This window comes from Pasteurella testudinis DSM 23072 (genome assembly GCF_900176075.1).
Taxonomy (GTDB): Bacteria; Pseudomonadota; Gammaproteobacteria; order Enterobacterales; family Pasteurellaceae; genus Chelonobacter; species Chelonobacter testudinis.
In genome coordinates, this window is record NZ_FWWV01000016.1 from 15,420 (window position 1) to 38,685 (window position 23,266).

Annotated in this window: 25 protein-coding genes and 1 riboswitch; of the genes, 13 read left to right on the top strand and 12 right to left on the bottom strand. The window is 48.7% G+C overall.

Annotated elements, in window-relative coordinates; translation table 11 throughout:
- The first annotated feature begins 21 nt into the window (after nt 1–21).
- Nucleotides 22–128, top strand: a riboswitch (TPP riboswitch).
- 74 nt (nt 129–202) lie between these two features.
- The 4 genes from thiB to bioB all read left to right on the top strand — a co-directional run bounded on the left by thiB (nt 203) and on the right by bioB (nt 4,559).
- Entirely contained in the window at nt 203–1,210 is a 1,008-nt protein-coding gene (thiB, locus tag B8880_RS07665) for a thiamine ABC transporter substrate binding subunit (RefSeq protein ID WP_084257034.1), read from the top strand.
- 19 nt (nt 1,211–1,229) lie between these two features.
- Nucleotides 1,230–2,846, top strand: a complete 1,617-nt coding sequence (gene thiP, locus B8880_RS07670) for a thiamine/thiamine pyrophosphate ABC transporter permease ThiP (protein ID WP_084257035.1) — start codon at nt 1,230–1,232, stop codon at nt 2,844–2,846.
- Nucleotides 2,818–3,453 (top strand): thiamine ABC transporter ATP-binding protein, encoded by a 636-nt coding sequence (gene thiQ, locus B8880_RS07675; RefSeq protein WP_084257036.1) that lies wholly within the window; start codon nt 2,818–2,820, stop codon nt 3,451–3,453. Before thiP ends, thiQ begins: the two co-directional genes overlap by 29 nt.
- Nucleotides 3,454–3,548: 95 nt before the next feature.
- On the top strand, nt 3,549–4,559 hold the full coding sequence (gene bioB, locus B8880_RS07680; RefSeq protein ID WP_084257037.1) for a biotin synthase BioB: 1,011 nt from the start codon (nt 3,549–3,551) through the stop codon (nt 4,557–4,559).
- Nucleotides 4,560–4,629: 70 nt separating this feature from the next.
- Here bioB and B8880_RS07685 read toward each other — a convergent pair whose 3' ends face one another.
- Nucleotides 4,630–5,232, bottom strand: a complete 603-nt coding sequence (locus B8880_RS07685; protein WP_084257038.1) for a peroxiredoxin C — start codon at nt 5,230–5,232, stop codon at nt 4,630–4,632.
- A 283-nt stretch (nt 5,233–5,515) separates the two neighbouring features.
- On the opposite strand from B8880_RS07685, the gene metC reads away from it, so the two are divergent.
- A complete protein-coding gene (gene metC / locus B8880_RS07690) occupies nt 5,516–6,712 on the top strand; it encodes a cystathionine beta-lyase (protein WP_084257039.1) in 1,197 nt (398 codons plus the stop codon).
- Nucleotides 6,713–6,858: 146 nt separating this feature from the next.
- Here metC and B8880_RS07695 read toward each other — a convergent pair whose 3' ends face one another.
- Genes B8880_RS07695 through pspB form a run of 4 tightly spaced genes read right to left on the bottom strand, consistent with a single transcriptional unit; the run spans nt 6,859 to nt 10,029 of the window.
- Nucleotides 6,859–7,962 (bottom strand): YcjF family protein, encoded by a 1,104-nt coding sequence (locus tag B8880_RS07695; RefSeq protein ID WP_084257040.1) that lies wholly within the window; start codon nt 7,960–7,962, stop codon nt 6,859–6,861.
- 5 nt (nt 7,963–7,967) lie between these two features.
- Entirely contained in the window at nt 7,968–9,374 is a 1,407-nt protein-coding gene (locus B8880_RS07700) for a YcjX family GTP-binding protein (RefSeq protein WP_418889029.1), read from the bottom strand.
- 34 nt (nt 9,375–9,408) lie between these two features.
- Nucleotides 9,409–9,783, bottom strand: a complete 375-nt coding sequence (gene pspC / locus B8880_RS07705) for an envelope stress response membrane protein PspC (protein WP_084257042.1) — start codon at nt 9,781–9,783, stop codon at nt 9,409–9,411.
- 9 nt (nt 9,784–9,792) lie between these two features.
- Complete coding sequence (gene pspB / locus B8880_RS07710; protein WP_084257043.1) at nt 9,793–10,029, bottom strand: envelope stress response membrane protein PspB; 237 nt, start codon at nt 10,027–10,029, stop codon at nt 9,793–9,795.
- 121 nt (nt 10,030–10,150) lie between these two features.
- Between pspB and B8880_RS07715 the strand changes: the two genes are divergently transcribed.
- Genes B8880_RS07715 through B8880_RS07735 form a run of 5 tightly spaced genes read left to right on the top strand, consistent with a single transcriptional unit; the run spans nt 10,151 to nt 15,635 of the window.
- Complete coding sequence (locus tag B8880_RS07715) at nt 10,151–11,875, top strand: ABC transporter substrate-binding protein (protein WP_084257044.1); 1,725 nt, start codon at nt 10,151–10,153, stop codon at nt 11,873–11,875.
- A gap of 2 nt (nt 11,876–11,877) precedes the next feature.
- Nucleotides 11,878–12,840: an ABC transporter permease gene (locus tag B8880_RS07720; RefSeq protein ID WP_084257045.1), complete on the top strand. Its 963-nt coding sequence runs from the start codon at nt 11,878–11,880 to the stop codon at nt 12,838–12,840.
- A complete protein-coding gene (locus B8880_RS07725; protein ID WP_084257046.1) occupies nt 12,830–13,723 on the top strand; it encodes an ABC transporter permease subunit in 894 nt (297 codons plus the stop codon). The genes B8880_RS07720 and B8880_RS07725 overlap by 11 nt, the downstream gene beginning before the upstream one ends.
- An 8-nt stretch (nt 13,724–13,731) precedes the next feature.
- Nucleotides 13,732–14,796: a peptide ABC transporter ATP-binding protein gene (locus B8880_RS07730; protein ID WP_084257047.1), complete on the top strand. Its 1,065-nt coding sequence runs from the start codon at nt 13,732–13,734 to the stop codon at nt 14,794–14,796.
- A 2-nt stretch (nt 14,797–14,798) separates the two neighbouring features.
- The gene (locus tag B8880_RS07735) at nt 14,799–15,635 is read left to right on the top strand and encodes a peptide ABC transporter ATP-binding protein (protein WP_084257048.1); all 837 of its coding nucleotides are present in this window, start codon (nt 14,799–14,801) and stop codon (nt 15,633–15,635) included.
- Between the two features lie 102 nt (nt 15,636–15,737).
- Here the strand turns inward: B8880_RS07735 and B8880_RS07740 are convergent, their stop codons facing one another.
- Nucleotides 15,738–16,028, bottom strand: coding sequence for a YfcZ/YiiS family protein (locus tag B8880_RS07740; protein ID WP_084257049.1), 291 nt, complete (start codon nt 16,026–16,028; stop codon nt 15,738–15,740).
- A 231-nt stretch (nt 16,029–16,259) separates the two neighbouring features.
- Between B8880_RS07740 and B8880_RS07745 the strand changes: the two genes are divergently transcribed.
- The 3 genes from B8880_RS07745 to B8880_RS07755 all read left to right on the top strand — a co-directional run bounded on the left by B8880_RS07745 (nt 16,260) and on the right by B8880_RS07755 (nt 19,000).
- Nucleotides 16,260–17,564, top strand: a complete 1,305-nt coding sequence (locus B8880_RS07745; RefSeq protein ID WP_084257050.1) for an outer membrane protein transport protein — start codon at nt 16,260–16,262, stop codon at nt 17,562–17,564.
- A 62-nt stretch (nt 17,565–17,626) separates the two neighbouring features.
- Nucleotides 17,627–18,157, top strand: a complete 531-nt coding sequence (locus tag B8880_RS07750; RefSeq protein WP_084257051.1) for a methylated-DNA--[protein]-cysteine S-methyltransferase — start codon at nt 17,627–17,629, stop codon at nt 18,155–18,157.
- Nucleotides 18,158–18,682: 525 nt separating this feature from the next.
- The gene (locus tag B8880_RS07755; RefSeq protein ID WP_084257052.1) at nt 18,683–19,000 is read left to right on the top strand and encodes a hypothetical protein; all 318 of its coding nucleotides are present in this window, start codon (nt 18,683–18,685) and stop codon (nt 18,998–19,000) included.
- 72 nt (nt 19,001–19,072) lie between these two features.
- On the opposite strand, the gene rlmC is transcribed toward B8880_RS07755, so the two are convergent.
- From rlmC to B8880_RS07785, 6 genes are all read right to left on the bottom strand, one after another.
- Nucleotides 19,073–20,293, bottom strand: a complete 1,221-nt coding sequence (gene rlmC / locus B8880_RS07760) for a 23S rRNA (uracil(747)-C(5))-methyltransferase RlmC (RefSeq protein WP_084257053.1) — start codon at nt 20,291–20,293, stop codon at nt 19,073–19,075.
- Entirely contained in the window at nt 20,286–21,323 is a 1,038-nt protein-coding gene (nagZ, locus tag B8880_RS07765; RefSeq protein ID WP_084257054.1) for a beta-N-acetylhexosaminidase, read from the bottom strand. Before nagZ ends, rlmC begins: the two co-directional genes overlap by 8 nt.
- 5 nt (nt 21,324–21,328) lie before the next feature.
- Nucleotides 21,329–22,150 carry a phosphotransferase gene (locus tag B8880_RS07770; RefSeq protein WP_084257055.1) on the bottom strand — a complete coding sequence of 274 codons (822 nt, stop codon included), beginning with the start codon at nt 22,148–22,150 and terminating at the stop codon, nt 21,329–21,331.
- Nucleotides 22,151–22,155: 5 nt separating this feature from the next.
- The gene (locus tag B8880_RS07775) at nt 22,156–22,518 is read right to left on the bottom strand and encodes a YcfL family putative periplasmic lipoprotein (RefSeq protein WP_084257056.1); all 363 of its coding nucleotides are present in this window, start codon (nt 22,516–22,518) and stop codon (nt 22,156–22,158) included.
- A 28-nt stretch (nt 22,519–22,546) separates the two neighbouring features.
- Nucleotides 22,547–22,909 carry a purine nucleoside phosphoramidase gene (gene hinT / locus B8880_RS07780; protein WP_084257057.1) on the bottom strand — a complete coding sequence of 121 codons (363 nt, stop codon included), beginning with the start codon at nt 22,907–22,909 and terminating at the stop codon, nt 22,547–22,549.
- Nucleotides 22,910–23,019: 110 nt separating this feature from the next.
- Nucleotides 23,020–23,266 (bottom strand): transposase (locus B8880_RS07785; RefSeq protein ID WP_143933390.1); only part of this gene is annotated, 247 nt, incomplete at its 5' end.

The following is a 23,266-nucleotide window of genomic DNA, read 5'->3' on the forward strand; positions in this document are numbered from 1 at the left end:
TTTCTTTTGGATAAGATGAATCCGCTCTCATCGGGGTGCATTAGCTTGCTTAACAAGATAACGCTGAGAAATACCCGTTGAACCTGATCTGATTAGTAGCAGCGAAGGGATTTGAGATCGTGTTCTGCCGCCACTCTCCGCCGACAGCAACCGCACTTCAATCCTTTTCTTATCGTTTGTTTTATAAAAAAGGATTTTCACCATGTTTGCTTTAAATGCTAAAAAATTCAACCGAATCCTCCTTTCCTCAGCCCTGTTGTTCAGTGCCGCTTTCGCTTTTGGCGCCACCAAACCGAGCCTGACCGTCTATAGCTACGACTCTTTCACCTCCGATTGGGGACCCGGTCCGAAATTAAAACACGCCTTTGAAGCACAGTGCCAATGCGAATTAAAATTCGTGCCGTTTGAAGACGGCGTTACCATGCTCAACCGATTGTATTTGGAAAAGGGCGGCAAAGCCGATGTGCTGGTCGGTTTGGACAACAACCAGCTTGCCGGCGCGCGCCAATCCGGACTGTTTGCCGAAAATAACGTGGATTTGAGCCGCTTGGCGTTGCCAATCGAGTGGACAGACCGCACTTTTATGCCTTACGACTACGGGCAATATGCGTTTATTTACGATCAGGAAAAATTAACCAATCCGCCGCAAAGTTTGACCGAACTGGTCGCACGTCAAGATCTGAAAGTGATTTACCAAGATCCGCGTACCAGCACCGTCGGCCGCGGCTTGTTGGCTTGGATTAATGCGGTCTATCCGCAAGATCAAGTCGCCGACGCATGGCAAAACTTAGCCAAACACACAGTGACAGTCGGCAAAGGCTGGTCGGAAACTTACGGCGCATTCTTGAAAGACGAAGCCGATATGGTATTAAGTTACAACACCTCGCCGCTGTATCACCAGATCCATGAACAAAAAAGCCATTATGCCGCCGCTGAATTCAGCGAAGGGCATATCGTGCAGATCGAATTGGCGGCGAAACTGAAAAAAAGCGCACAGCCTGAACTGGCGGATCAATTTTTAGCGTTTTTACTCACGCCGGAAGCGCAACAAACCATTGCCCTGCACAACATTATGCTGCCGGTGATTAAAACCGATGTCGAACCGCACTTTGACCGCTTCCAAGCGGCAAAAACCTTAGCCATTCCGTTCCCGAACCGCGAAGAAAGCAAAGCGCAGATTCAAGTTTGGCAACAGGCGTTAAGCCGCTAACCGCCGTCAGACAGCAAAAGTGCGGTTGAACAAATACGCGGTTTACCGGCGGAAAGAGAGTGTGATCGGCCTGGGGCTGATCGCTTTTCTGTTGGCGCTTTACGGCAACAGCCTGTGGCAATTGTGGCAGCAAAGTCGGCAATCACACTGGTCTGCGTTATTCTCCGACAGCTATTTCTGGCATATTTTACGTTTCAGCCTGTGGCAAGCCACACTGTCAACGCTGTTGTCGGTCAGCGCCGGCTTGCTCACCGCCCACGCCCTGTTCTACCGCACTTTTTGGGCAAAAAAATGGCTGCTGAAACTGTTTTCCCTCACCTTTGTGCTGCCTGTTTTGGTGGCAGTATTCGGCTTAATCGGCGTCTACGGCTTATCCGGCTGGCTGACACAAACTCTCGTTTGGCTGCAAATCGACTGGCAGCCGCAGTTGTACGGTTTAAACGGCATTTTGCTCGCCCATCTGTTTTTTAACCTGCCGCTGGCAAGCAAGATCTTTCTGCAAGCGCTAAACAGCATTCCCTATCAACAGCGCCAGCTGGCAGCGCAGCTGAATATCCGCAACGGCGATTTTTTGCGCCTAATCGAGTGGCCGTATCTGCGCCAGCAACTTTTGCCGCTGTTTGCGCTGATTTTTATGCTCTGTTTCACCAGTTTCGCCATTGTATTAACCTTAGGCGGCGGCCCGAAATATACCACGCTGGAAGTCGCGATTTATCAGGCGGTGACCTTCGATTTTGATTTGGGTAAAGCCGCGATGTTGGCGCTGGTGCAATTTATGTTGTGCTTTCTGTTGTTTCAAACCAGCAGCTATTTCAGCCGCCACACCCCGACCGTACTCGGCAAGCAGCAGCACTGGCGGCAGCCGCTCAACCGCACTTTTACCCTACTGCACAGTATCACCCTGATTCTAGTGGCGCTGTTTATTGCGCTGCCGCTGCTGAATATCGTTTTCAGCGGCGTGACCTCCCCTGCCTTTTGGCGAGTTTGGCAAAGTGCGCAACTGTGGCAGGCGCTGGGCTATTCGCTGACGCTGGCGCCGTTTGCCGCCTTGTTGGCGGTGCTGATGAGTATCGCATTGCTGCTCGCTGCGCGCCGTTTCCGCTGGCATTACCGGATTAAAACCGCCAACACGATGATGAATATCGGCATGATGATTCTGGCCGTGCCGACCTTAGTGTTGGCAATCGGACTGTTTTTACTGTTGCAGCAACTGGATTTCTCGCTTTGGCATCTGTTTCTGATTGTGGCGCTGTGCAATGCGCTGATTGCCATGCCGTTTGTGCTGCGCATTCTTGCCACGCCGTTCAACGACAATATGCGTTATTACGAAAACCTATGCCAATCTCTCGGCATTCGCGGTTGGACACGCTGGCGGTTAATCGAATGGCAAGCGTTGCAAAATCCGCTGCGCAGTGCTTATGCCTACGCCGTCGCCTTGTCGCTGGGGGATTTCACCGCGATTGCGCTGTTTGGCAATCAAGATTTCAGCTCGCTGCCCCGTCTGCTGTATCAGCAACTGGGACACTACCGCAGTCGGGAAGCAGCGGTGACCGCCTTGATTTTACTGCTGTTATGCAGCCTGATTTTCCTTGTGATTGAGAAGAATGATGATCGAACTGATTCAACTGACCTTTAACTATAAAGCGTTGCCGATGCAATTTGATTTAACCGTCGGCAAAGGCGAAAAAATGGCGATTATCGGCGCCAGCGGTGCCGGTAAAAGCACATTGTTGAACCTGATTGCCGGCTTTGAACAACCCGACAGCGGACAAATCCGCCTGAACGGGCAAGATCATACTTTCAGCCCGCCGCACTTACGTCCGGTATCGATTCTGTTTCAGGAAAACAATCTGTTTAACCACTTAAGCGTGGAACAAAATATTATTTTAGGCTTACAACCGAATCTGAAAATCAGTGCCGAACAGCGGCAAACCGTGCTGAATATCGCCGAAAAAGTAGGGCTGGGCGCCTTTTTGTCGCGCTTGCCGGATCAGCTTTCCGGCGGGCAAAAACAACGGATCGCCTTGGCACGCTGTATGTTGCGCGATAAACCGATTTTACTGCTCGACGAGCCGTTTTCCGCACTGGATACCGCACTTCGTCAAGAAATGTTACAATTGTTAGCGCAAATCTGCCGCGAAAAAAACCTGACGTTGCTGATGGTTACCCACCAACCACAAGAAGTTGCGCAGTTTGTCGACCGCACTTTAACCATCGAAAACGGGCGATTTATCCCCTGCTGATGTGTAGAAATTCGTAAACGGGCTTAAATAGTCTATTTTTTTCCGCTAACATAGCCCGCAAAAATAATGATCCGTTAAAACGAAAAAGGAACAATATGACAATTCAACAGGTCGAATTAAGCCGCTTGACACCGCATCCAAGCCTCGAATATTGGTCGGTATGTAAAGTTGAAGCGCTGTTCGAAACGCCGTTTTTAGAACTGGTTTATCGTGCCGCGCAAGTGCATCGCCAACATTTCAACCCGCAAGCGATTCAGCTTTCCACCCTGCTTTCTATCAAAACCGGCGGTTGTCCGGAAGATTGCAGCTATTGCCCGCAATCGGCGCGTTACCAGACCGGCGTGCAAAATCAACAGCTATTAGAAATTGACGAAATTGTGGAAAAAGCCAAAATCGCCAAAGCGCGCGGTGCCGGTCGTTTTTGCATGGGCGCGGCTTGGCGTGGTCCGAAACCGAAAGACGTGGCGAAAATCAGCGAAATCATCAAGGCGGTCAAGGCGTTGGGCATGGAAACCTGCGGCACTTTCGGGCTGTTGCAAGACGGTATGGCGGAACAGTTGAAAGATGCCGGCTTGGATTACTACAACCACAACCTCGACACCGCCCCCGAACATTATCATGAAGTGATCGGCACCCGCCGTTTTGACGATCGGATCAATACGTTAGGCAAAGTGCGGTCGGCCGGTTTGAAAGTCTGCTGCGGCGGCATTGTCGGTATGAACGAAACCCGCAAAGAGCGCGCCGGTTTAATTGCCAGCCTCGCCAATCTGGATCCGCAACCGGAATCGGTGCCGATTAACCAGTTGGTGAAAGTGGAAGGCACGCCGTTAATGGACGCGGAAGATTTGGACTGGACGGAATTCGTGCGCACCATTGCCGTAGCACGGATTACCATGCCGCAGAGTTATGTGCGGCTGTCGGCAGGTCGACAGGGCATGCCGGAAAGTATGCAGGCGATGTGTTTTATGGCGGGGGCAAATTCGATTTTCTACGGCGATAAACTGCTGGTCACCGACAATCCGGAAGAGGACGGAGACCGTCAGCTGATGGCAAAACTGGATTTGGAACCGGAAACGGCAGAGAATCGAAAACCACAGGAAAGATAAAATCCGCCATAAAAAAACCACGCTCGACTGCGTGGTTTTTCATTAAGCAATAAACGCTATTTAGTGTAAATTACAGCGAATCCGCATTTTTCTTCAGGTAGCTGGCAACGCCTTCCGGGTTGTCTTTCATACCTTCTTTACCTTTTTCCCATTGCGCAGGGCAAACTTCGCCGTGTTCTTCATGGAATTGCAATGCATCAACCATACGCAGCATTTCGTCAATGTTACGACCCAACGGCAGATCGTTCACCACTTGGTGACGCACTACGCCGTGTTTGTCGATCAAGAAAGAGGCGCGCAAAGCAAGACCGGCTTCCGGATGCTCGATGCCGTATGCTTTGGAGATATCGTGTTTCACGTCTGCGACCATTGCATATTGCACTTCGCCGATACCGCCTTTGTCAGTCGGGGTTTTACGCCACGCATTGTGTGTGAACTGGGAATCGATAGAAACTCCGACCACTTCCACGCCACGCTCTTGGAACTCTTTATAACGGTGATCGAAAGCGATCAACTCTGACGGACAAACGAAAGTGAAATCCAACGGCCAGAAAAACACCACGGCCGGTTTGCCGGAAATATGGCGTTTGAAGTTAAAATTATCAACGATTTCGCCGTTACCTAATACAGCAGAAGCAGTAAAATCAGGGGCTTGACGGGTTACTAAAACCATAATATATCTCCTTAACAATAAAAATAAATACACTTGCTAAAACAACCTTGACTACCGATTTTGAGTTAAAATCTCAACAGGTATCGTTTTAGTGCGTTTAGTATAACCAATAAAATTTTAAAAGTCGTGAGCTCACTCACATTATTTCAGAAATCGTCAAAAACTATCAATTAAGATTTTTGATTAACAATTGATTCAGAACACGATAACGATTATCTTACCAGCACTGTTTTTTAAAGCCCCAAATTTTTAAAGCCCCAACGCGATTTTTAAAGGTGTCACTATGTCTGATTTCAAGAAATTAACCCCTTCGACCCGTCTGGTTCATGCCGGCCGCCAAAGCCGCTACACACAAAACAGCGTGAATCCGGTGATTCAACGCGCCTCCTCGCTGATTTTCAACAGCTTGCAAGACAAAAAACACGCGACGGTTAACCGAGCCAAAGGCGCTCTATTTTACGGACGGCGCGGCACATTGACCCACTTTTCTCTGCAAGAAGCCATGTGCGATCTGGAGGGCGGCGCCGGTTGCGCCCTTTATCCTTGCGGTGCGGCGGCGGTCACCAATACGATTTTATCGTTTGTGCAAAGCGGTGATCATCTGTTGATGAGCGGCGCCGCCTATGAACCGACCCAAGACTTTTGCAATCAGGTCTTAACCAAATTCAAGGTGGAAACCGGCTACTATGATCCGCTTATCGGCGGCGAAATCGCCAAATTGGTGCGTCCGAATACTAAAGTTTTGTTTCTGGAAGCGCCGAGTTCGTTGACGATGGAAATACCGAATATTCCGGCTATCGTCACGGCAGCGCGCGCGGTCAATCCTGATATTGTGATCATGATCGACAACACTTGGAGCGGCGGGCTGCTGTTCAAGGCACTGGAGCACGGCATTGATATTTCGATTCAGGCCGGCACCAAATATCTGGTCGGCCATTCCGATGCGATGATCGGCACGGCGGTTGCCAACGCCCGCTGTTGGGATCAACTGCGCGAACACTCGTATTTAATGGGACAAATGGTCGATGCAGACACCGCTTATCTCACCGCGCGCGGCTTACGCACGTTAGGCGTGCGCTTGAAACAACATCATGAAAGCAGCCTGAAAATCGCCGAATGGCTCGCCCAACGTGACGAAGTGCGGTCAGTGTTTCACCCCGCACTGCCAAGTTGCCCCGGCCACGAATTTTTTAAACGCGATTTCAGCGCCGCCAGCGGCTTGTTTTCCTTTGAGTTAACACAAAAACTGACGCAGACGCAACTGGAAGCCTTTTTCGATCATTTCAGTCTGTTTACGATGGCATACTCTTGGGGCGGCTTTGAATCACTGATTTTGTATAACCAACCGGAAGAGATCGCACGAATCCGGCCGAATATCACGCGCCGCTTAAGCGGTACGCTGATTCGGGTGCATATCGGTTTTGAAGATGTCGATGATTTGATTGCGGATTTAAGCGCCGCATTCGAACGGATTAAATAGCAAGCCGCGCACGGCGCAGCCGTACACGGTGAATTAAGATAGTCAGCACAACTCAGGGGCTTTGCCCCTGTTTGCCTCATTAATTTTGCCTTATCAATGACTTTGTCAAAAAGCCGTCAAGGGCTTTGCCCCTTTTGGCTTTTTATTCACACTTTTTCTTTTTCGCTGCTGAATAGCGTTGAGCTTAACGTGGATTTTAAGGTCGTCAGCAGTTCTTGATGGATAATCCCCAAGCGCGGTTTTTCCTCTGGCAGGAAAGCCAGCGGACGGCAGAACTCCATGGTTTTAATTCCCAAGCGGGCGGTTAATAACCCTACGCCCAAGCCTTGCGCCGCACGGGCAGAAAGTTTTGCCATCAGATCTTTCGACAGCCAATCCATGCCGATGTCGTGCACCAATTCGGTCGCACCGGCAAATGCCATATTCAGCAACACCATGCGTAGCAAGCGGATACGGCTGAAATAGCCCAGTTCGATACCGTACAGGGCAGCGATTTTGTTGATTAATGCCAAATTGCGCCACGCGACAAAAAACAGATCGACCACAGCCAACGGGCTGACCCCGACCACAATCGCCGCTTCCGCCGCACTTTTGCTGACCAAACGACGAGCTTTGCGATCAATTTCGCTCAACACGTTTTGACTGAACAGATAACTGACTTCATTGGCGCTATGCACCTCGTTAAGCTGCTTTTGCCAGAGCTGCAGGCGCGGATCGTCTTTATCCAAATTCATATTATCGGCGATCTGCAAACAGAGCTGCCGCCCTTGTTCACCGTCCGCTTGATCCAAAACATGCGTGACCGCACGTTGCCGTAGCTCCGCACCTTGCTGTATATCATGACTTTGCCGCTGCAAACGCATCAGCCGTTTTAATTTAAACAGCCGTTTAAACTCCCGCGCTATTGCCACAATGCCCAAGATGACGACGGAAAACGTGGCAATCGCAAAAGCGAGTTGAATCCACTGGTTTTGTTGCCAGCTGTCCAACACCCACTGCACCGATTGCGCCACTACCGCGATTAAAAACAAACCGCCGGTTGCCGCCAGAATCATTTTCCACCAACGCGGTTGCGGCTCGACCATCTGCTCAACCGTCTGATCAAAACGCTGATCAAGGCGGTTCAAGGCTTCACTTTCGGGATCGACGGACACTTCGACGCCCTCGAACTCTTTTTTTTGTTGCAGCGCTTGCTGCTCATTGTCGAAGTGCGGTTTATCTTGCACCGTATCAAAATATTTTTTATTCATCGCTGTTAATCCAATTTATCGCCGAGTAAAAACTGCAATACCGTATCCATGCGCAAGTGCGGTATCCGTTCGCCCTCCAGCGGCTGTGGTTCGAATTGATCGAATTCAAAGCCGTTTTGCTGCCAAAAATCGGCATTCGGCAAACGTGCCGGCACACTGCCCGGAAACACTGTGACCGGTTTTCGATCGCGGCTGCGGATCCCTTGCAGCGCTTTGATCATCTGTCCGTTATCTTTCACCAGCACCGGCTTGGTCGCTTGGATCGAAGCAATCGCGCTATATTCGTTTTTTACGCCGACAAAATTAACGTGCTGCCCGCCCTCTTGCACCAACTGGCGCATTAAACTGATCAAATTCGGCAGCTGATCCGCCGTGACGTGATCAGCCTTGCTCGCCACAAACAGCAGCTTGTCAATCTGCGGTGAAAACAAGCGGTGAAGCAAAGAGCGGTTGCCGTAGTGAAAATTTTTGAACAGCTGGCGCAGGCTCTCTTTGGTTTCGTTAAACGCTTGTTGGCTGTAATTGAGCGGCGTCAGGCAGTCTGCCAAAATAATCTGGCGGTCAAATTTGCTGAAATATTTTTCATAAAAACGTTTGACGATCTTTTCGCGATAATAGCGGTAACGCTTGTTCAACAGGTTGAAATAGCTGTCACGACCGCTCTTTTGCGCCAAGTCCTGCCACTGTTCTTCGGACAAATGCAGCAACGGAAAAAATTGCAGCGCCGGTGCGCCAGCATATTCGCCCGGCAGCACGAAATGCCCCGGTTGGATAAATTGCAGCCCCTGCGCTTTGCAGGCAAATAAGTATTTGGTGTAACTTTTCGACAGACGCGCCAGCACTTCTTCATCGGCTTTTTGGCTTAAATCGAGCGTTGCCACTTGTTGCTGCCACGCCTGCGCCAATTCCTGCCGCACGCCGAAATGCAATTTTTGCAGGCTTTGCGACCACTGTTTAAAATCGGTTTCCAACAGCGGCAAGTCGAGCAGCCATTCGCCCGGATAATCGAAAATATCCAGATAGAGCGTGCCCTCTTGTTTGAGATGGCGCATCAGTCCGCTGCCGCGGCGGAAGCGGATTGCCAAACGGATCTCGCCCACGCCGCGCGTCGATTGCGGCCAAACCGGCGGATCTTGTTTCAGACACGCCAGATTGGCTTCATAATCGAAACGCGGAATGCTCCAGTTTTCCTGATCGACCCGTTTCACCGCCAAAATCTGTTTGTTACGCGCGGCGGCAAACAGCGGCAAATGGCTGTTATCATAACGATCCAATGTCAACAATTGATTGACCAGGCTGGTAATGAACGCGGTTTTTCCGCTTTGGCTCAAACCGGTGACGGCAAGGCGCAAAGTGCGGTCGAAGCCGCGATTCACCCAGTCGTTCAGCTCGTGTTTGATGCCGTGTCTTATCGTCTGTTGTATCGAATTAAGCATAGTGTCGTTTCTATTTGCCAGCGTGTTTAAAATCATCTGAACGGGTATAGCTTTCCAACTGCCCGATACGCCGACTCAGCACATCGAACTCCATTTCCATATCGGCTAATTTCTGGTTGGCTGTTGCCCCCGCCTGCCACGTTTTTTCTTTTAACGGTGTTTGATCAAAAATTGCTTGGTAAGGATCTGTTTGATAATAGCTGTCAGGGGCTTTATCCAAAATCAGCGCCGCCGCTACATAGGCGATTACCATGACGAAATAGCCCCCGAACAAAAACAACAGCACGGCAAGCAGCCGCACCACCCAAACTTCCAAACCGGCAGCTTTTGCCAAACCGACACAAACGCCGGAGATAATCCCCTGTTGCGGATAACGGTAAATCATAGTCGCTCCTTACTGCGGTTTACGCCAGCTCGGCTGTTGATAATCCAATAAGGCTTCCAGCTGCTCGACCCGTTGACGCAACGCTTTTGCCTGCTCATTCAGTTGCTGGATTTTGGCTTTATCTTCGATCGTCAAGCCGGCGCCAATCTGCTGCTTGCTTTTGTAGTGCATATACAACCAAAACGGCAGCACCAGCAGACAAAAAATAAAAGCGGAAATGGATAATAATATAATGGTCCAAAACATAGAAAAACCTCCTTTGTGAGTGTTGCCGCTTATGCCGATTCAAATCAATACAAAGAAAATAGCATTATCCGGCAAGATAAATTACAATTTAACCCTAATCTTATTAAGCAAGTATTAAGTGATGTCTTTATTTAAAAAAGCGCTACTCTCTTTTTTTAGCCTGACCTTCTCCGGTTTATTCAGCCAGAGCCTGCAAGCTGCGCCCCGTATTCCCGACGAGCTGCTGAACAACGGCCTGATCTATTGCACTCACTCTACAGGCTTCTCGTTTAATCCGCAAACGGTTGATGTCGGCACCAGTATGAATGTGGTGACGGAACAGATCTATAACAAGCTGTTTGATATAAAAAATGATAAAAGCAAAAAAATCATACCGGTCTTAGCCACCGGCTACACGATGTCCAAAGATCGCAAAACCATTGTGATCAACCTGCGCAAAGGGGTGACGTTTCATCATACGCCGTGGTTCACGCCAAGCCGTGAAATGAATGCCGACGATGTGGTGTTTTCGCTCAATCGGGTTTTGGGTCGCCTATATTCTTATCCGACGCCGGAACAAGAGCAGCCGCAACGCTTGCACAATCCGCAATATCAGATCTATTACGATCTGGCGCGGCAAAACCGTTATCCTTATTTTGACAGCATTGATTTCAATAATAAAATCGCCGCCGTCAGCGCGGTTTCGCCTTATCAGGTCAAAATCGAATTGAATTCGCCCGATTCGTCAATTTTGGATCACCTTGCCAGCCAATATGCGGTGATTCTGTCGCAGGAATACGCCTTGCAATTGAGTGCCGATGACAATATCGCCCAGCTGGACACCCTGCCGATCGGTACCGGCGCTTACAAAGTCAGCGATTATTTCCGTAACCAGTATGTCCGATTACTGCGTAACGATACTTATTGGGATAAAAAGAGCGGTATCAAAAACGTGGTGGTCGATCTGTCCAGCAGTCGCTCCGGCCGTCTGGAAAAGATGATGAACCGCGAATGCGATATAATGGCCTTTCCCGAAGCCAGTCAGGTTGACAATCTGCTGCGTGACAATCTGTCAAATGAAAAAGTGCGGTTCGGCTCAACGTCGGTGGACGGCATGAATTTATCGTTTTTGGCGTTTAACATGAACCAGCCGCTGATGCAGAGCATCACCTTGCGCAGAGCGATTGCACAGGCGGTAAATCGGCAGAGAATCGTGCGGCAAATTTATTTTAATACCGCCGAAGTTGCCAATACGATCATTCCGAAGAGCTCTTGGGCTTCACAATTCAATATGCGTTCTTTCGCCTATGATTACCAGCCGGAAAGCGCCAAGCGGTTTTTGCAAGACAAAAAACTGACGCTGAACTTTTGGGTGTTGACGGATAATCAGGTTTATAATCCTAATCCGGTCAAAATGGCGGAGATGATCCGCTTCGATCTGGCTCAGGCCGGTGTTCAGGTCAAAATAAACTATCTGCAACGCAATGAATTGGAACATTTGCTGCTGTCGGGACAGGACGATTACCATATGATTCTCGGCGGTTGGTTGGCAGGCAGCCTTGATCCGGACGGCTTCTTACGCCCGATTTTAAGCTGCCACACCAATAACGCCCATACCAATATCGCCAACTGGTGTTACACACCGTTCGATCAAGTGATGGCGCGCGCGCTGAAAACGCCGATTCAGCTTTCCCGTGCATTGGATTACGATATTGCCCAACAGTATGTGCTCAACCAAGTTCCGCTGCTGCCGATCGCCAGTGTGAAACGCATTATGATCTATAATAATCGGGTGCAAGGCATGCACATGTCGCCGCTCGGCACGATTCGTTTTGCCGATTTGACCCTGCGGCAAGAGGAGCAATAGCCATGTTGCATTTTTTCCGTCGCAGCCTGCTGACGTTGATTACCTTATTTATTCTGTCGTTGATCAGCTATCATATTTTGATGCGTGATCCGCTCAATGCGATTTTGGCCAAACCGCACTTTTATTCGGGCTACATCGACTATGTGCAACGCTTGTTCTACGGCGATTTCGGGATCAGTTATCTGGACGGCCAACCGTTGCTGGTACAGATTTTAGCGGTGTTTCCGGCAACAATCGAATTGTGTATCGCCGCACTGTTTCTCGCCGTACTGTTCGGTTTGCCGCTGGGTTTTTTGGGCGCATTCCACGCCAAACACTGGCTTGGCAAAGCCATTCGCTTCGGCTCTGCCTTCGGCATTTCTTTGCCGGTTTTTTGGATCGCCCCGCTTGTGCTGTACTTTGCCGCCATCTATCAGTGGGAAATCTCGGCAATCGGACAGTATTACCCACTGTATCAAATTGAAACCATCACCGGCTTTGCCGCGATTGATGTCTGGTTTGGCGACCACCCGTATCAATTGAAAATCATTCAAAACGTGTTGCAGCATTTGGCGCTGCCGGTATTGGTTCTGATGATTGCGCCATTGATGGAAACCATTCAATTAATCCAAAACCAGGCCGAAAAAATCTTGCAGGAAAATTATGTTAAAGTTGCTGAGACACGCGGTTGGTCAAAATTCAAAATTGCGCGTATTTTGTTGGTCAGAAATACCTTGCCGCCCCTGATTCCGCAGTTAACCCGCACGTTTACCATGTTATTGGCAATGTGCATGTTGATCGAAAATATTTTTAGTTGGCCGGGTATCGGGCAATGGTTGATTAATGCCGTGGAACAACAAGATTACAATGCGATTTCCGCCGGTATCATGATCATCGGTTTGTTTATTATCCTGATTAATATGTTGAGCGGTTTTTTGATGTTGCTCCTCGATCCGTTTAACCGCAAAGGTTGGTATGTTAGATAAAGAACCAGAGGAATTTCGTTTTACCTCGCCCCTATGGGAAATTTGGCAGCTTTTCCGGCGCAATAAAGTGGCACTGTTGTGCGGCTACCTGCTGCTGGCTTTACTGCTAATGATGCTGTTTGCACCGTTGCTGTCACCGTACAATGCCAATATGCAATTTGTCGGACAAGAACTGCTGCCGCCGTCTTGGAACAGTCAAGGTAAAATCAGCTTTTTCTTGGGCACCGATGATCTCGGACGTGACCTGCTCAGCCGGATTATTGTCGGGTTGCGTTACACTTTCGGCGCCAGCCTGATTGTCGCATTCCTAACCCTGCTGATCGGTAGCCTGCTTGGTATCATTGCCGGCACAAGCCAAGGAATCAAGTCCAATATTTTAGGTCACTTTCTGGATGCTTTTCTGTCGATTCCAATCCTGTTGCTGGCCATTATCATTGCAACCCTGATGCAGCCCAGCCTGCTGAATGCGATGTTGGCGATTTTGCTGGCTTCACTGCCCTATTTTATTCATCAGGTTTATCTGGCACTGCACACTGAAATCAATAAAGAATATGTCACCATGCTGCGCTTGGACGGCGCGTCAAAAAGCTATCTGATCAATAAAGTCATGTTGCCCAATCTGCTGCCGGTATTTATCCGTCTGACCAGCCGCATTTTTACCTTAGCGATGCTGGACATCAGCGCATTAAGTTTTATCGCCTTGGGCGTGCAGCCGCCGCTGCCCGAATGGGGCGCTTTAATCCGCGAATATATTGATTTGATTTATCTGGCGCCGTGGCTCGCCATTCTCCCCGGTTTCGCCCTCATGTTTGTGATTACCGTTGCCTTATTATTCAGCGACGGATTGGCGAAAGCCATTGAAAGGTATCATCGTAAACCATAGGAACGCAAATGGCACTCTTGGATATACGCAACCTGACCGTTGAAGTCAACACGCCAAACGGCAAGGTCAAGATGATCGATAACGTTAACCTGACGGTTAACGAAGGCGATGTCTGCGGCTTGATCGGCGAATCCGGCTCCGGTAAAAGTTTGGTTGCCAAGATTATCTGTAATTCCTCCAAACCGTCGTGGAATATTACTGCGGATCGTTTTCGCTTTAATGATGTCGAATTATTAAAGTTAAACCCCAAAAAACGGCGAAAATTGATCGGTAAAGAGATTGCCATGATTTTCCAAGATCCGCTCTCTTGCCTAGATCCGAGCCGCAAAATCGGCAAGCAGCTGCGCAATGCCATTCCGGCCTTTTCGTATAAAGGTTCGGGGTGGAAGTGGTGGCGCTGGTTCGGCTGGAAAAACCGTAAAATCGTCGAGCTGCTGCACCGTATCGGGATCAAGGATCACAAAGATATTATGAACAGCTACCCGCTGGAAATTACCGAAGGCGAAGCACAAAAAGTGATGGTGGCGATGGCGGTGATCAACCAACCGCGTTTGTTGGTGGCCGATGAGCCGACACACGCCTTGGAAGCCACCACCCAACTGCAAGTATTCAAACTGCTGTCGAGCATGAATCAAAATCTGAACACCACCATTTTGCTCACCAGCAACGAGCTGAAAACCGTCAGCGAATGGTGCGATCATTTTACCATTTTATATTGCGGTCAAACGGTGGAAAGCGGCAGCAAGCAGGCAATTTTGGAAAAACCGCACCACCCGTACACCGTGTCGCTGCTGAATTCCATTCCCGATTTCAGCCAGCCGCTGCCGTTAAAAAGCCACCTCAATACCTTGCGCGGCAGCGTACCGCTACTCAATAATTTACCGGTGGGCTGTCGCCTCGGGCCACGTTGTTCTTTTGCCCAGAAAAAATGTATTCAGAAACCCCCGCTCAAACGGATTAAACAACATGAATTTGCCTGTCACTTTCCGCTGAATATCCGCGAACACGAAAATATTCAGGCGAATAACAAATTTGTTCCGCTAACCATTCAAACCGATAACAGTGAGCATTAACGATGGCTATATCACACGGTTCGTCCGGCCACTATTTGTTGCAGGTAGAGGATCTCAGCAAATCCTTTCGTGACCACAATGCCTTTTGGCACACCGGCTCCTTTGCCGCCGTCAGCGATATTTCATTTAGCTTGGAAAAAGGCACGACATTGGCGATTGTCGGTGCAAACGGTTCGGGAAAATCGACCCTCGCCAAGATGATCAGCGGAGTGATCAAACCCAGCAAAGGACGAATCTGGTTCAAAGGTCGGGAATTAAAATTCGGCGATTATCAATCGCGCTGCCGCCATATCCGCATGGTATTTCAAGATCCCGACGGCAGCTTGATACCGCACTTGAATATCGGTCAAATTCTGGATACGCCGCTACGCTTGAGCACCAACTGGGACGAAGAACTGCGCAATAAAAAAATCTACCAAACCTTGCGCTTGGTCGGTATTTCGCCCGATCATGCCAATATTCCGATTTACACCCTGTCACAAAGCCAGAAACAGCGGGTGGCGTTAGCAAGAGCGGTCATTTTAGAACCTGAAATTCTGGTGCTGGACAACGCCTTGTCTTCCATGGACGCGTCCGTAAAAACCCAACTAATCAATTTGCTGTTAACCCTGCAAAAACAATTGGGCATTTCTTATATTTATCTCGGTCAGCACGTCGGGATTATCAAACACATTTCCGACAATATGCTGGTTATGAAAGGCGGTCACATGGTGGAATACGGCAGCACGCGCGAGGTGCTGAGCAACCCGAGCGACGACTTCACCCGTCGTTTGGTTGAAAGCCATTTCGGGCACGCTTTAGATGATTCGGCTTGGGATCAGGATTTTGATGAAGATTAGCCAAAGTGCGGTTAAAACGATGAAAGTGCGGTGAAGATGAAAGTGCGGTTGCGGTATCATTCCCGACCGCACTTTGCTGACAAATGAAATTAACGGATAGGATTAACGAGTAGAAAGCTGAAAAATCATGCTCTCAGCCTGACAGCTGAATTCAAAATCCGCTTTCAACAAATAACCGCCGTCAACTTGGCTGACCGCACTTTCAATTTTCGCCGGATCGCTCTCTGCCGCACGCGCCTTTGCCGTCAAATATTGCAGTGCTTCTTCCGCCTGCTGTTGTGTCGCATAAACCTGTTCGAATTGCACGCTGCAATCTTCGTTGTCAATAATCGTACCGACATCCACGCAACAACACACTTTGCTCTCTTCCGCTTTACATTTTTGCTCTGTCATCATGTTCTCCAAATAAACAGTATTAAAATAAAAATAGTGCGTCTATTTTAACACAGAAAAACGGAAATAATCGGGGCAGTCGCGTTGTCAAGTGAATAAAAAATGATAAATATGCGTTAATATCACATAAATAAACAAAAATGTTTGCACTCAAGATCATGATTTATTAGAATTCTTAACATTTTTCACAACCCGTTCATTTTTTATTTTATTTTTAATGGAACCTAAACCATGTTTAAACTTAACAAATTAAATCGGGCGTTACTCGCCGCAACCTTAACATTATCAGCAGGCTACGCCTCTGCCGCCGCCTTCCAGCTAGTAGAAGTTTCCACTTCGGGACTGGGACGCGCCTATGCCGGTGATGCAGCCATTGCAGAAAATGCGTCCGTTGTTGCGGTTAATCCGGCGTTGATGACCCAATTTAAACGCGCTGAAATTTCCGTCGGCGGCACCTATATCAGACCGGACGTGAATCTGAACGGGAAAATTAACAGTGTTACCGTAGCCAATCCGCAAACCGGCGCACCAATCACCATGCCAAGCAGCGCAGATGCTTCGCATAACAAAATTGCCAAAGGCGGCGTGATTCCGAATCTGTATTATATCCAACCGATTAATGACCGTTTTGCCGTCGGTGGCGGTATCAATGTAAATTATGGTTTGGCGACGGAATTCGATGCCAACTACTCCGCCGGCGTATTTGCCGGAAAAACCGATTTGACCACCATCAACTTCAATCTGAGTGGCGCTTACCGTTTAAATCAACACTGGAGCTTTGGTCTTGGCTTAAATGCGGTTTATGCCGACGCTTTGGTTGAACGCCATTTAGGCGTGTTGGGTGATGTCAGCGGCGCGCCTCGTTCTACCGTTGCCGCCCGTTTGGAAGGCAAAGAGTGGGGTTACGGCTGGAATGCCGGATTCGTATACAAGTTCAATGAACGCAACCGAATCGGCGTTGCCTATCATTCCCATGTCGATGTTGACTTTAAAGGTGATTTTTCCAACCAATTACCGGCACCGCGCGGAACTGCCGGAGCCGTCATTCCGGGTTCTTTAACCCTGAATTTGCCGGCCTATTGGGAGGTTTCGGGTTATCACCGCCTAACAAACAAATTAGCCGCCTCTTACAGCTACAAATGGACCCGTTGGAGCCGCTTTCAGGAACTGGACGCCAGAGGCAGCAACGGTAACCAACTGTTCCATAAAAACGAGAAATTCAAAGACTCTGCCCGAATTGCATTGGGCTTAAGTTATGATGCTAACGAAAAGCTCACCCTGCGGACCGGAATCGCCTATGATGAAAGCCCTGTGCAGGAAGGCTACTACTCGATTTCAATTCCCGATGCCGACCGCACTTGGCTAAGTTTGGGCGCAACCTACCGCTTCACACCGGATTTATCGGTTGATATCGGCTACGCATATTTGATCGCCAGTGATAACACCTTCACTGAAACCGAAAACGGCGTTAGTGCAACCTTTACTTCAAAATCCAAAGCCAATGTTTACGGCCTTGCACTGAATTATCGCTTTTAATCCGGCATAATCTATAATCAAGACGTGTCGCAATTCGCACGTCTTTTTTATCTTCGGAGGTTATCGTGTCTATCCACTACTGTTTTTATCCGTCTCCTGTCGGCAATTTATTATTATTAGAAAAAAACCAAGCGCTTATCGCCGTGGAGTTTGAAAAAGAACAAACGGTACTGCAATCCAACTGGGTGCTAGATGAGCAAAGTGCGGTTTTACTCGCAACCAAAGCCGCACTGAGCCGCTATTTTCAAGGCGAAGCGGAAACCTTTGCCGATCTACCGCTTGCGCCGCAGGGCACTGCATTTCAACAACAGGTTTGGCAGGCGCTGCGCCAAATTCCTTATGGCAAATTCAGCAGCTACGGCGAGCTGGCGCAGCAAATCGGTAATCCTAAAGCAATCAGGGCGGTTGGCGGTGCGGTAGGGCGCAATCCGATCAGTATTATTATTCCCTGTCATCGGATTTTGGGCAAAAATAAGGCATTGACCGGCTTTGGCGGTGGCTTGCCAGCAAAACGTTATCTGTTACAACAGGAAAATATTACCTATTTAAACAAAGGAATCGAATACGTCAAAGCAAAACTACAACATTATTAACAATCTCTTAATTAAAAACAATTTTAAATAACGTAAAATAATATAAACAGTCATTAATATACACTACTGTTCCTATTTCGGCGTAAAATTGACGAATGTCATTAAATTCGCAGGAAATAAGCTGGTTTAACTGGCAATTTGTGTAAAAAAGTGTTTTAATACGAAAAATAATTCAGCCTAAGCATAGGATACTTCCAGCCGTCAGAAATTATGGACACTATACTCAATTCCGCAAGCAAGCAAGCAAGCAAGCAAGCAAGCAAGCAAGCAAGCAAGCAAGCAAGCAAGCAAGCAAGCAAGCAAGCAAGCAAGCAAGCAAGCAAGCAATTTCACCAGATTGGTTTGTCTTAGGCAAACACTTTATCCCTTTTTTGTCTCTTATCTATTTGATTCATCTGACCGCACGTTAGGCTGTCGGCTAACGTCTGTTGTGCTGATGGAGATCAAAAAATGTAATGAAGTGAAAGTATAAAACTGATCGATACGATCCGTTTTAATCTTGTCTATTTTAGAGAGAAAGCGTTTATGCATTACTATCCGATGACACTACATAAAATAAGCTTAGTACTGAGCCTATTGATGATCGGTATGCTATATAGCCTGTCTGTAGCGGCTCAAGAAAAACCAAGTTATACTAAACAAGTCAGCAAAGGCCACATTAACCAGTTTGCCCTGCAGTGCGTTGCGCCGGAAACAAATATGAAACCGGTAATCCCAGAGAAGCTGGAAATTCAAACCACTCAGGTTAATACTGCAAAAAACGATCCTTACACCCGATCGGCAAACGTGACCATTATTATCGATGATAAACCGAAGAGTCTTGATAACGACCCCAAGCCTTAGTCACCATCAAACCGCACTTTTATTCGATGTTTTATTCGGCAAAGTGCGGTTTTCAAGCCGTCTTGTTTGAACCTATGCCGTAACACGCCGTTGCAGCAATAGCAACACTTCATAATGATCGGTATGCGGAAACATGTCAAACAGACGGATTTTACTGATCTGATAGTCCTTGAGTATCGCCAAGTCTTTGGCCATGCTCACCGCATTACAGCTGGAATAGAGGATAAACTGCGGTGCAAAATCATTGAGAAATCCGGCCAACGGCTTACCGATACCGCGTCGTGGCGGATTGACAATCACCAACTGCGGTTTTTGCGGCTGCGCTTCGCCGGTTGCAAACGTCGCCGAATCCAAAGAGCGGAATTCAACCGCACTTTGCCGTTGATCGTTCAAACCCAAATACTCCGCCGACAGCTTGGCACTGGCAATCGCCGAGGGTGAAATTTCAATGCCGGTTAATTGCAGCAAAGTGCGGTTTTCCGCCGTTTGCCGCGTTGCTTTTAATGCGCTTAAACAGTGCAAACCGAAGCCGCCGACACCACAAAACAGATCCCATAAATCGACAATGGGCAAATCTTGTACCCAGCTTTGCGCTTGCCGATACAGCGCGGCCGCCACTTGCGGATTGGTTTGAAAAAAACCTTGCGGGCGGATAAACAGCGGAATACCGTTAAAACGCTCCTCCAAAACCTGCTGTTCAGTCAGAAAAATTTCCTGCTCTCCTTCCAAAATCGCAGCATGTTGCGGCTGAATATTCAGCGACACCACCGCCAATTGCGGCAGGCGCTGCAATAATCCGGCCAATTCGCGCCGAATCAACGCCAGTTTATTCTCGCTACGCAGCACAAAGCGCAACATGAATTTGCCGTTGTAACGGCTTTCGGTCAGCAAAATATATTTCAATTCGCCTTTGCGTTTTTGCACGTTGTAAGGCACTAAACCGGCACGGGCGATAAAATCTTTCAATTGCGGAAAAACCGTTTGCATCGTCTGCGGATACAACGGGCAGCCGCATAAATCGACCGCACTTTGCGGATCGTCCGGCTCATTGACAATCCCTAAAAGCGGACGTTCGACACTGCCGCTGACCACCATCTTGGCTTTGTTGCGAAAACCGCTGATTGCAGAAGCAAAAGGCGGAAACCAGTCGGCGGCGCTTAAATCCAACGCCGAAAGTTGTTGGCGCAAATGCCGCTGCTTGCGCGCCAACTGCTCGGCATACTTCACCTCAAGCCACTGGCACGAGCGGCATTGCTGTTGTTGATAATAAGAACATGCAAGTAAATCAGGCATTTTTGCGCTCAAGCCATTGCTGCTGTAAACGTGCCAAAGTGCGGTTGGCTTCCAACCAACGGCTCGTGCTTTGCAAACTGTTCCACTCGACGGTTTTGCGTTTAAACAATCGGTTCAACCGCACTTGGCTTTCGGCACTTGGCCGGTGTTGCAGGTTGTCCAAAACCTCAACCACGCCCTCGCGTTCGTTACACAACAGCAACAGATCGCAGCCGGCTTGCAGCGAGGCTTGGCAACGTTCGACAAAATTCCCCATAAAACCGGCGCCTTTCATGCCGAGATCATCAGAAAAAATCGCACCGTCAAAACAAAGTTGTCGGCGCAAAACCTGTTGTAACCAATACGTCGAACCGCTTGCCGGCTGGCTGTCGCATTGGCTGTAAATCACATGCGCCGGCATAACCGCCTGCAATTTTCCGGCTTGAATTAAGCGGGAAAACGGCTGAATGTCCTGTGCAAAAATCATTTCTGCCGGACGATCGTCAATCGGCGTTTCCAAGTGCGAATCGGCAATCACATGGCCGTGGCCGGGAAAATGCTTACCGGTCGCCGCCATGCCCATTTGCGCCATCCCGTCGATAAAGGCTTCCGCCAAACGGCTGACTAACCGCACTTCTTCGCCAAAACTACGATCACCGATTGCCTTGCTTTGATGCCCCAAATCCAACACCGGTGCAAAACTGAGATCAATATCCAGCGCCGCCATTTCCGCTGCCATCAGCCAGCCGGCTTCCTGCGCCCATTGCCGTTGCTGCGCTTCGTCCGCACTCATGGCGGCAAACGCCTGCATTGCCGGCAAGGCGCTGAAACCGTCGCGAAAGCGCTGCACCCGTCCGCCCTCTTGATCGACCGTGATCAACAGCGGTTTTTTCACCCGTTGGCGCACCGAGTGAATCAGCTGCTGTAATTGGCGGCGATCGTGAAAATTACGGCTGAATAAAATCAGCCCGGCGACCAGCGGGTGTGCTAATAATTCCGCTTCCTCCGCGGTCAGTTCGTAAGACTGTAAATCAATGAATAGTGTGGACATGTTAATTACTCTGTATACTGCGGATCAGGGTTGCATGCTTTGCTGCACTGCCATAAACGATTCACCATTTTTACCCAAGGATAATAACTGGCGATCGAACGGATAAAAGCGCGCTCTTGCGTGATGAGATGATTATTTTTAATATATTGATTTAAAAAATATTTTTGCTGTTTTTCGCTCAAGGTGTTATTGGCGAAGAAAAAAGCCAATTCCAGCGCCGGATTGGACAGCGAGGCATATTCCCAATCGATAATGTTTAAACCGCTCTTTTGGCTCATCACCAGATTTTGCAAATGCAAATCATGGTGTCCCACCACCTGAATATCCGTTTCTTCAAACGGCACAAGTTTATCCAGCATCAACAGCCAGCTCCCCTGCTGTTCGGTCGGAAGTTGTTGTAATAACAAGAAAATATGCTGAATCAGATCCAAGTGCGGTACAACCGCCAATTCATTACAGTGCAAAACCGAATAGTGGTGCAAGTTTTGTAAGCGCTTTGCCAATTGCACCAGCAAACTGTTGTTCCATTTGCGCGGCGCTGTGCCATCGATCCACTCCAGCACCAAGAAATCTTGCCCTTGATAAAACACTTTCGGCACAAACGGCAAGGCTTGCAGATTGAATAAAATATCCCCTTCCAGATAGCGTTTCGCCCCCAAACATTGAGCCGCTTCCGTTTGCAGACGCAGCAAAAAATGCTGTTGACCTGATGGCTCGTCTTGCTCGACCGTCACGCAATAAGCGCCGTCGCTTAGCCCCTGCACTCTCTTGCAGGCAACCACCTTGCCCGACCAAAAATCCGCTTGCAGGATATCCGTCAATGCCATCACGTTTACTCTACGCCTTTCACATAAATTCGATAATTGCTGCTGCTAAGGGTCGGTTTTTCCAATCCGATGATTTCACGCTGTTTCGGTTGCAGCAACAGCCGTTTCCATTGCGGTGTCTGCGACCAATCGCTAAGCTGGGTCACGCCGTCTTTGTCATACCATGTGATTTGATATTGCAGTGCCAATAACTGCTGACTCAAATTGCCCAAGCTGACTTGGCTCGACGCCGCATCAACTTCTGTCACTGCGGCGATATGGGAGTCCAGATTGATAATCGGCTGTTTATCCGCCAAATAACGCGGCGGCGCACTGGAACAGGCAGCCAAAAACAAGCTGCCAAGCATAAGGATAAAAAAGCGTTTCATTTTTTTGCCAACCTCTATTTTGTCAACATCATTTTGCTAACATTGCACCCAATTTTTTGCCGCCGAGCAAGTGCATGTGCAGATGAAATACTTCCTGTCCGGCATGCTCGTTACAGTTGACAATCAAGCGATAGCCGTCTTGCGCAATCCCTTGCTCGGCGGCAATTTTCGCCGCCACGACAAACAACCGTCCGAGCGCTTGCTCATCTTGTGCCGACACCTCGTTCACCGTCGGAATCAGCTTATTCGGAATAATCAAAATATGCGTCGGTGCCTGCGGTGAAATATCGCGAAACGCCGTGACCAACTCGTCTTGATACACAATATCCGCCGGAATTTCACGCCGGATAATTTTACTGAAAATCGTTTCTTGCGGTTTTTCGTTTGCCATCGTTTCTTTCCTTGTTTTTCCGTACAAATTTAGCCAAGAATAATGAAGTTGCCTGTTTTTGGCAAGTTGCTTATGCCTTGCTCAGGGCAACCGCGCACTTTGTCTAATAATCAACCAACAACACCAAACATCAGCTCTGACCTGAATTCATCTGACCAACCCGCTGCTTTCAGCTTCATCCGCATACTCATTTTAGCCGGGTGAAGCCGCGATAAATTCAACGCAAAACGGCGCAATATCGCCATATTCTCCGCGCCGTCATCCTTGCTTATCACACAATCATCTTCCCGATAGACCATATCCAGCACCCAGTGCGCCTTATTCTCCACTTCCCAATGACCGCGAATACTGTGCGAT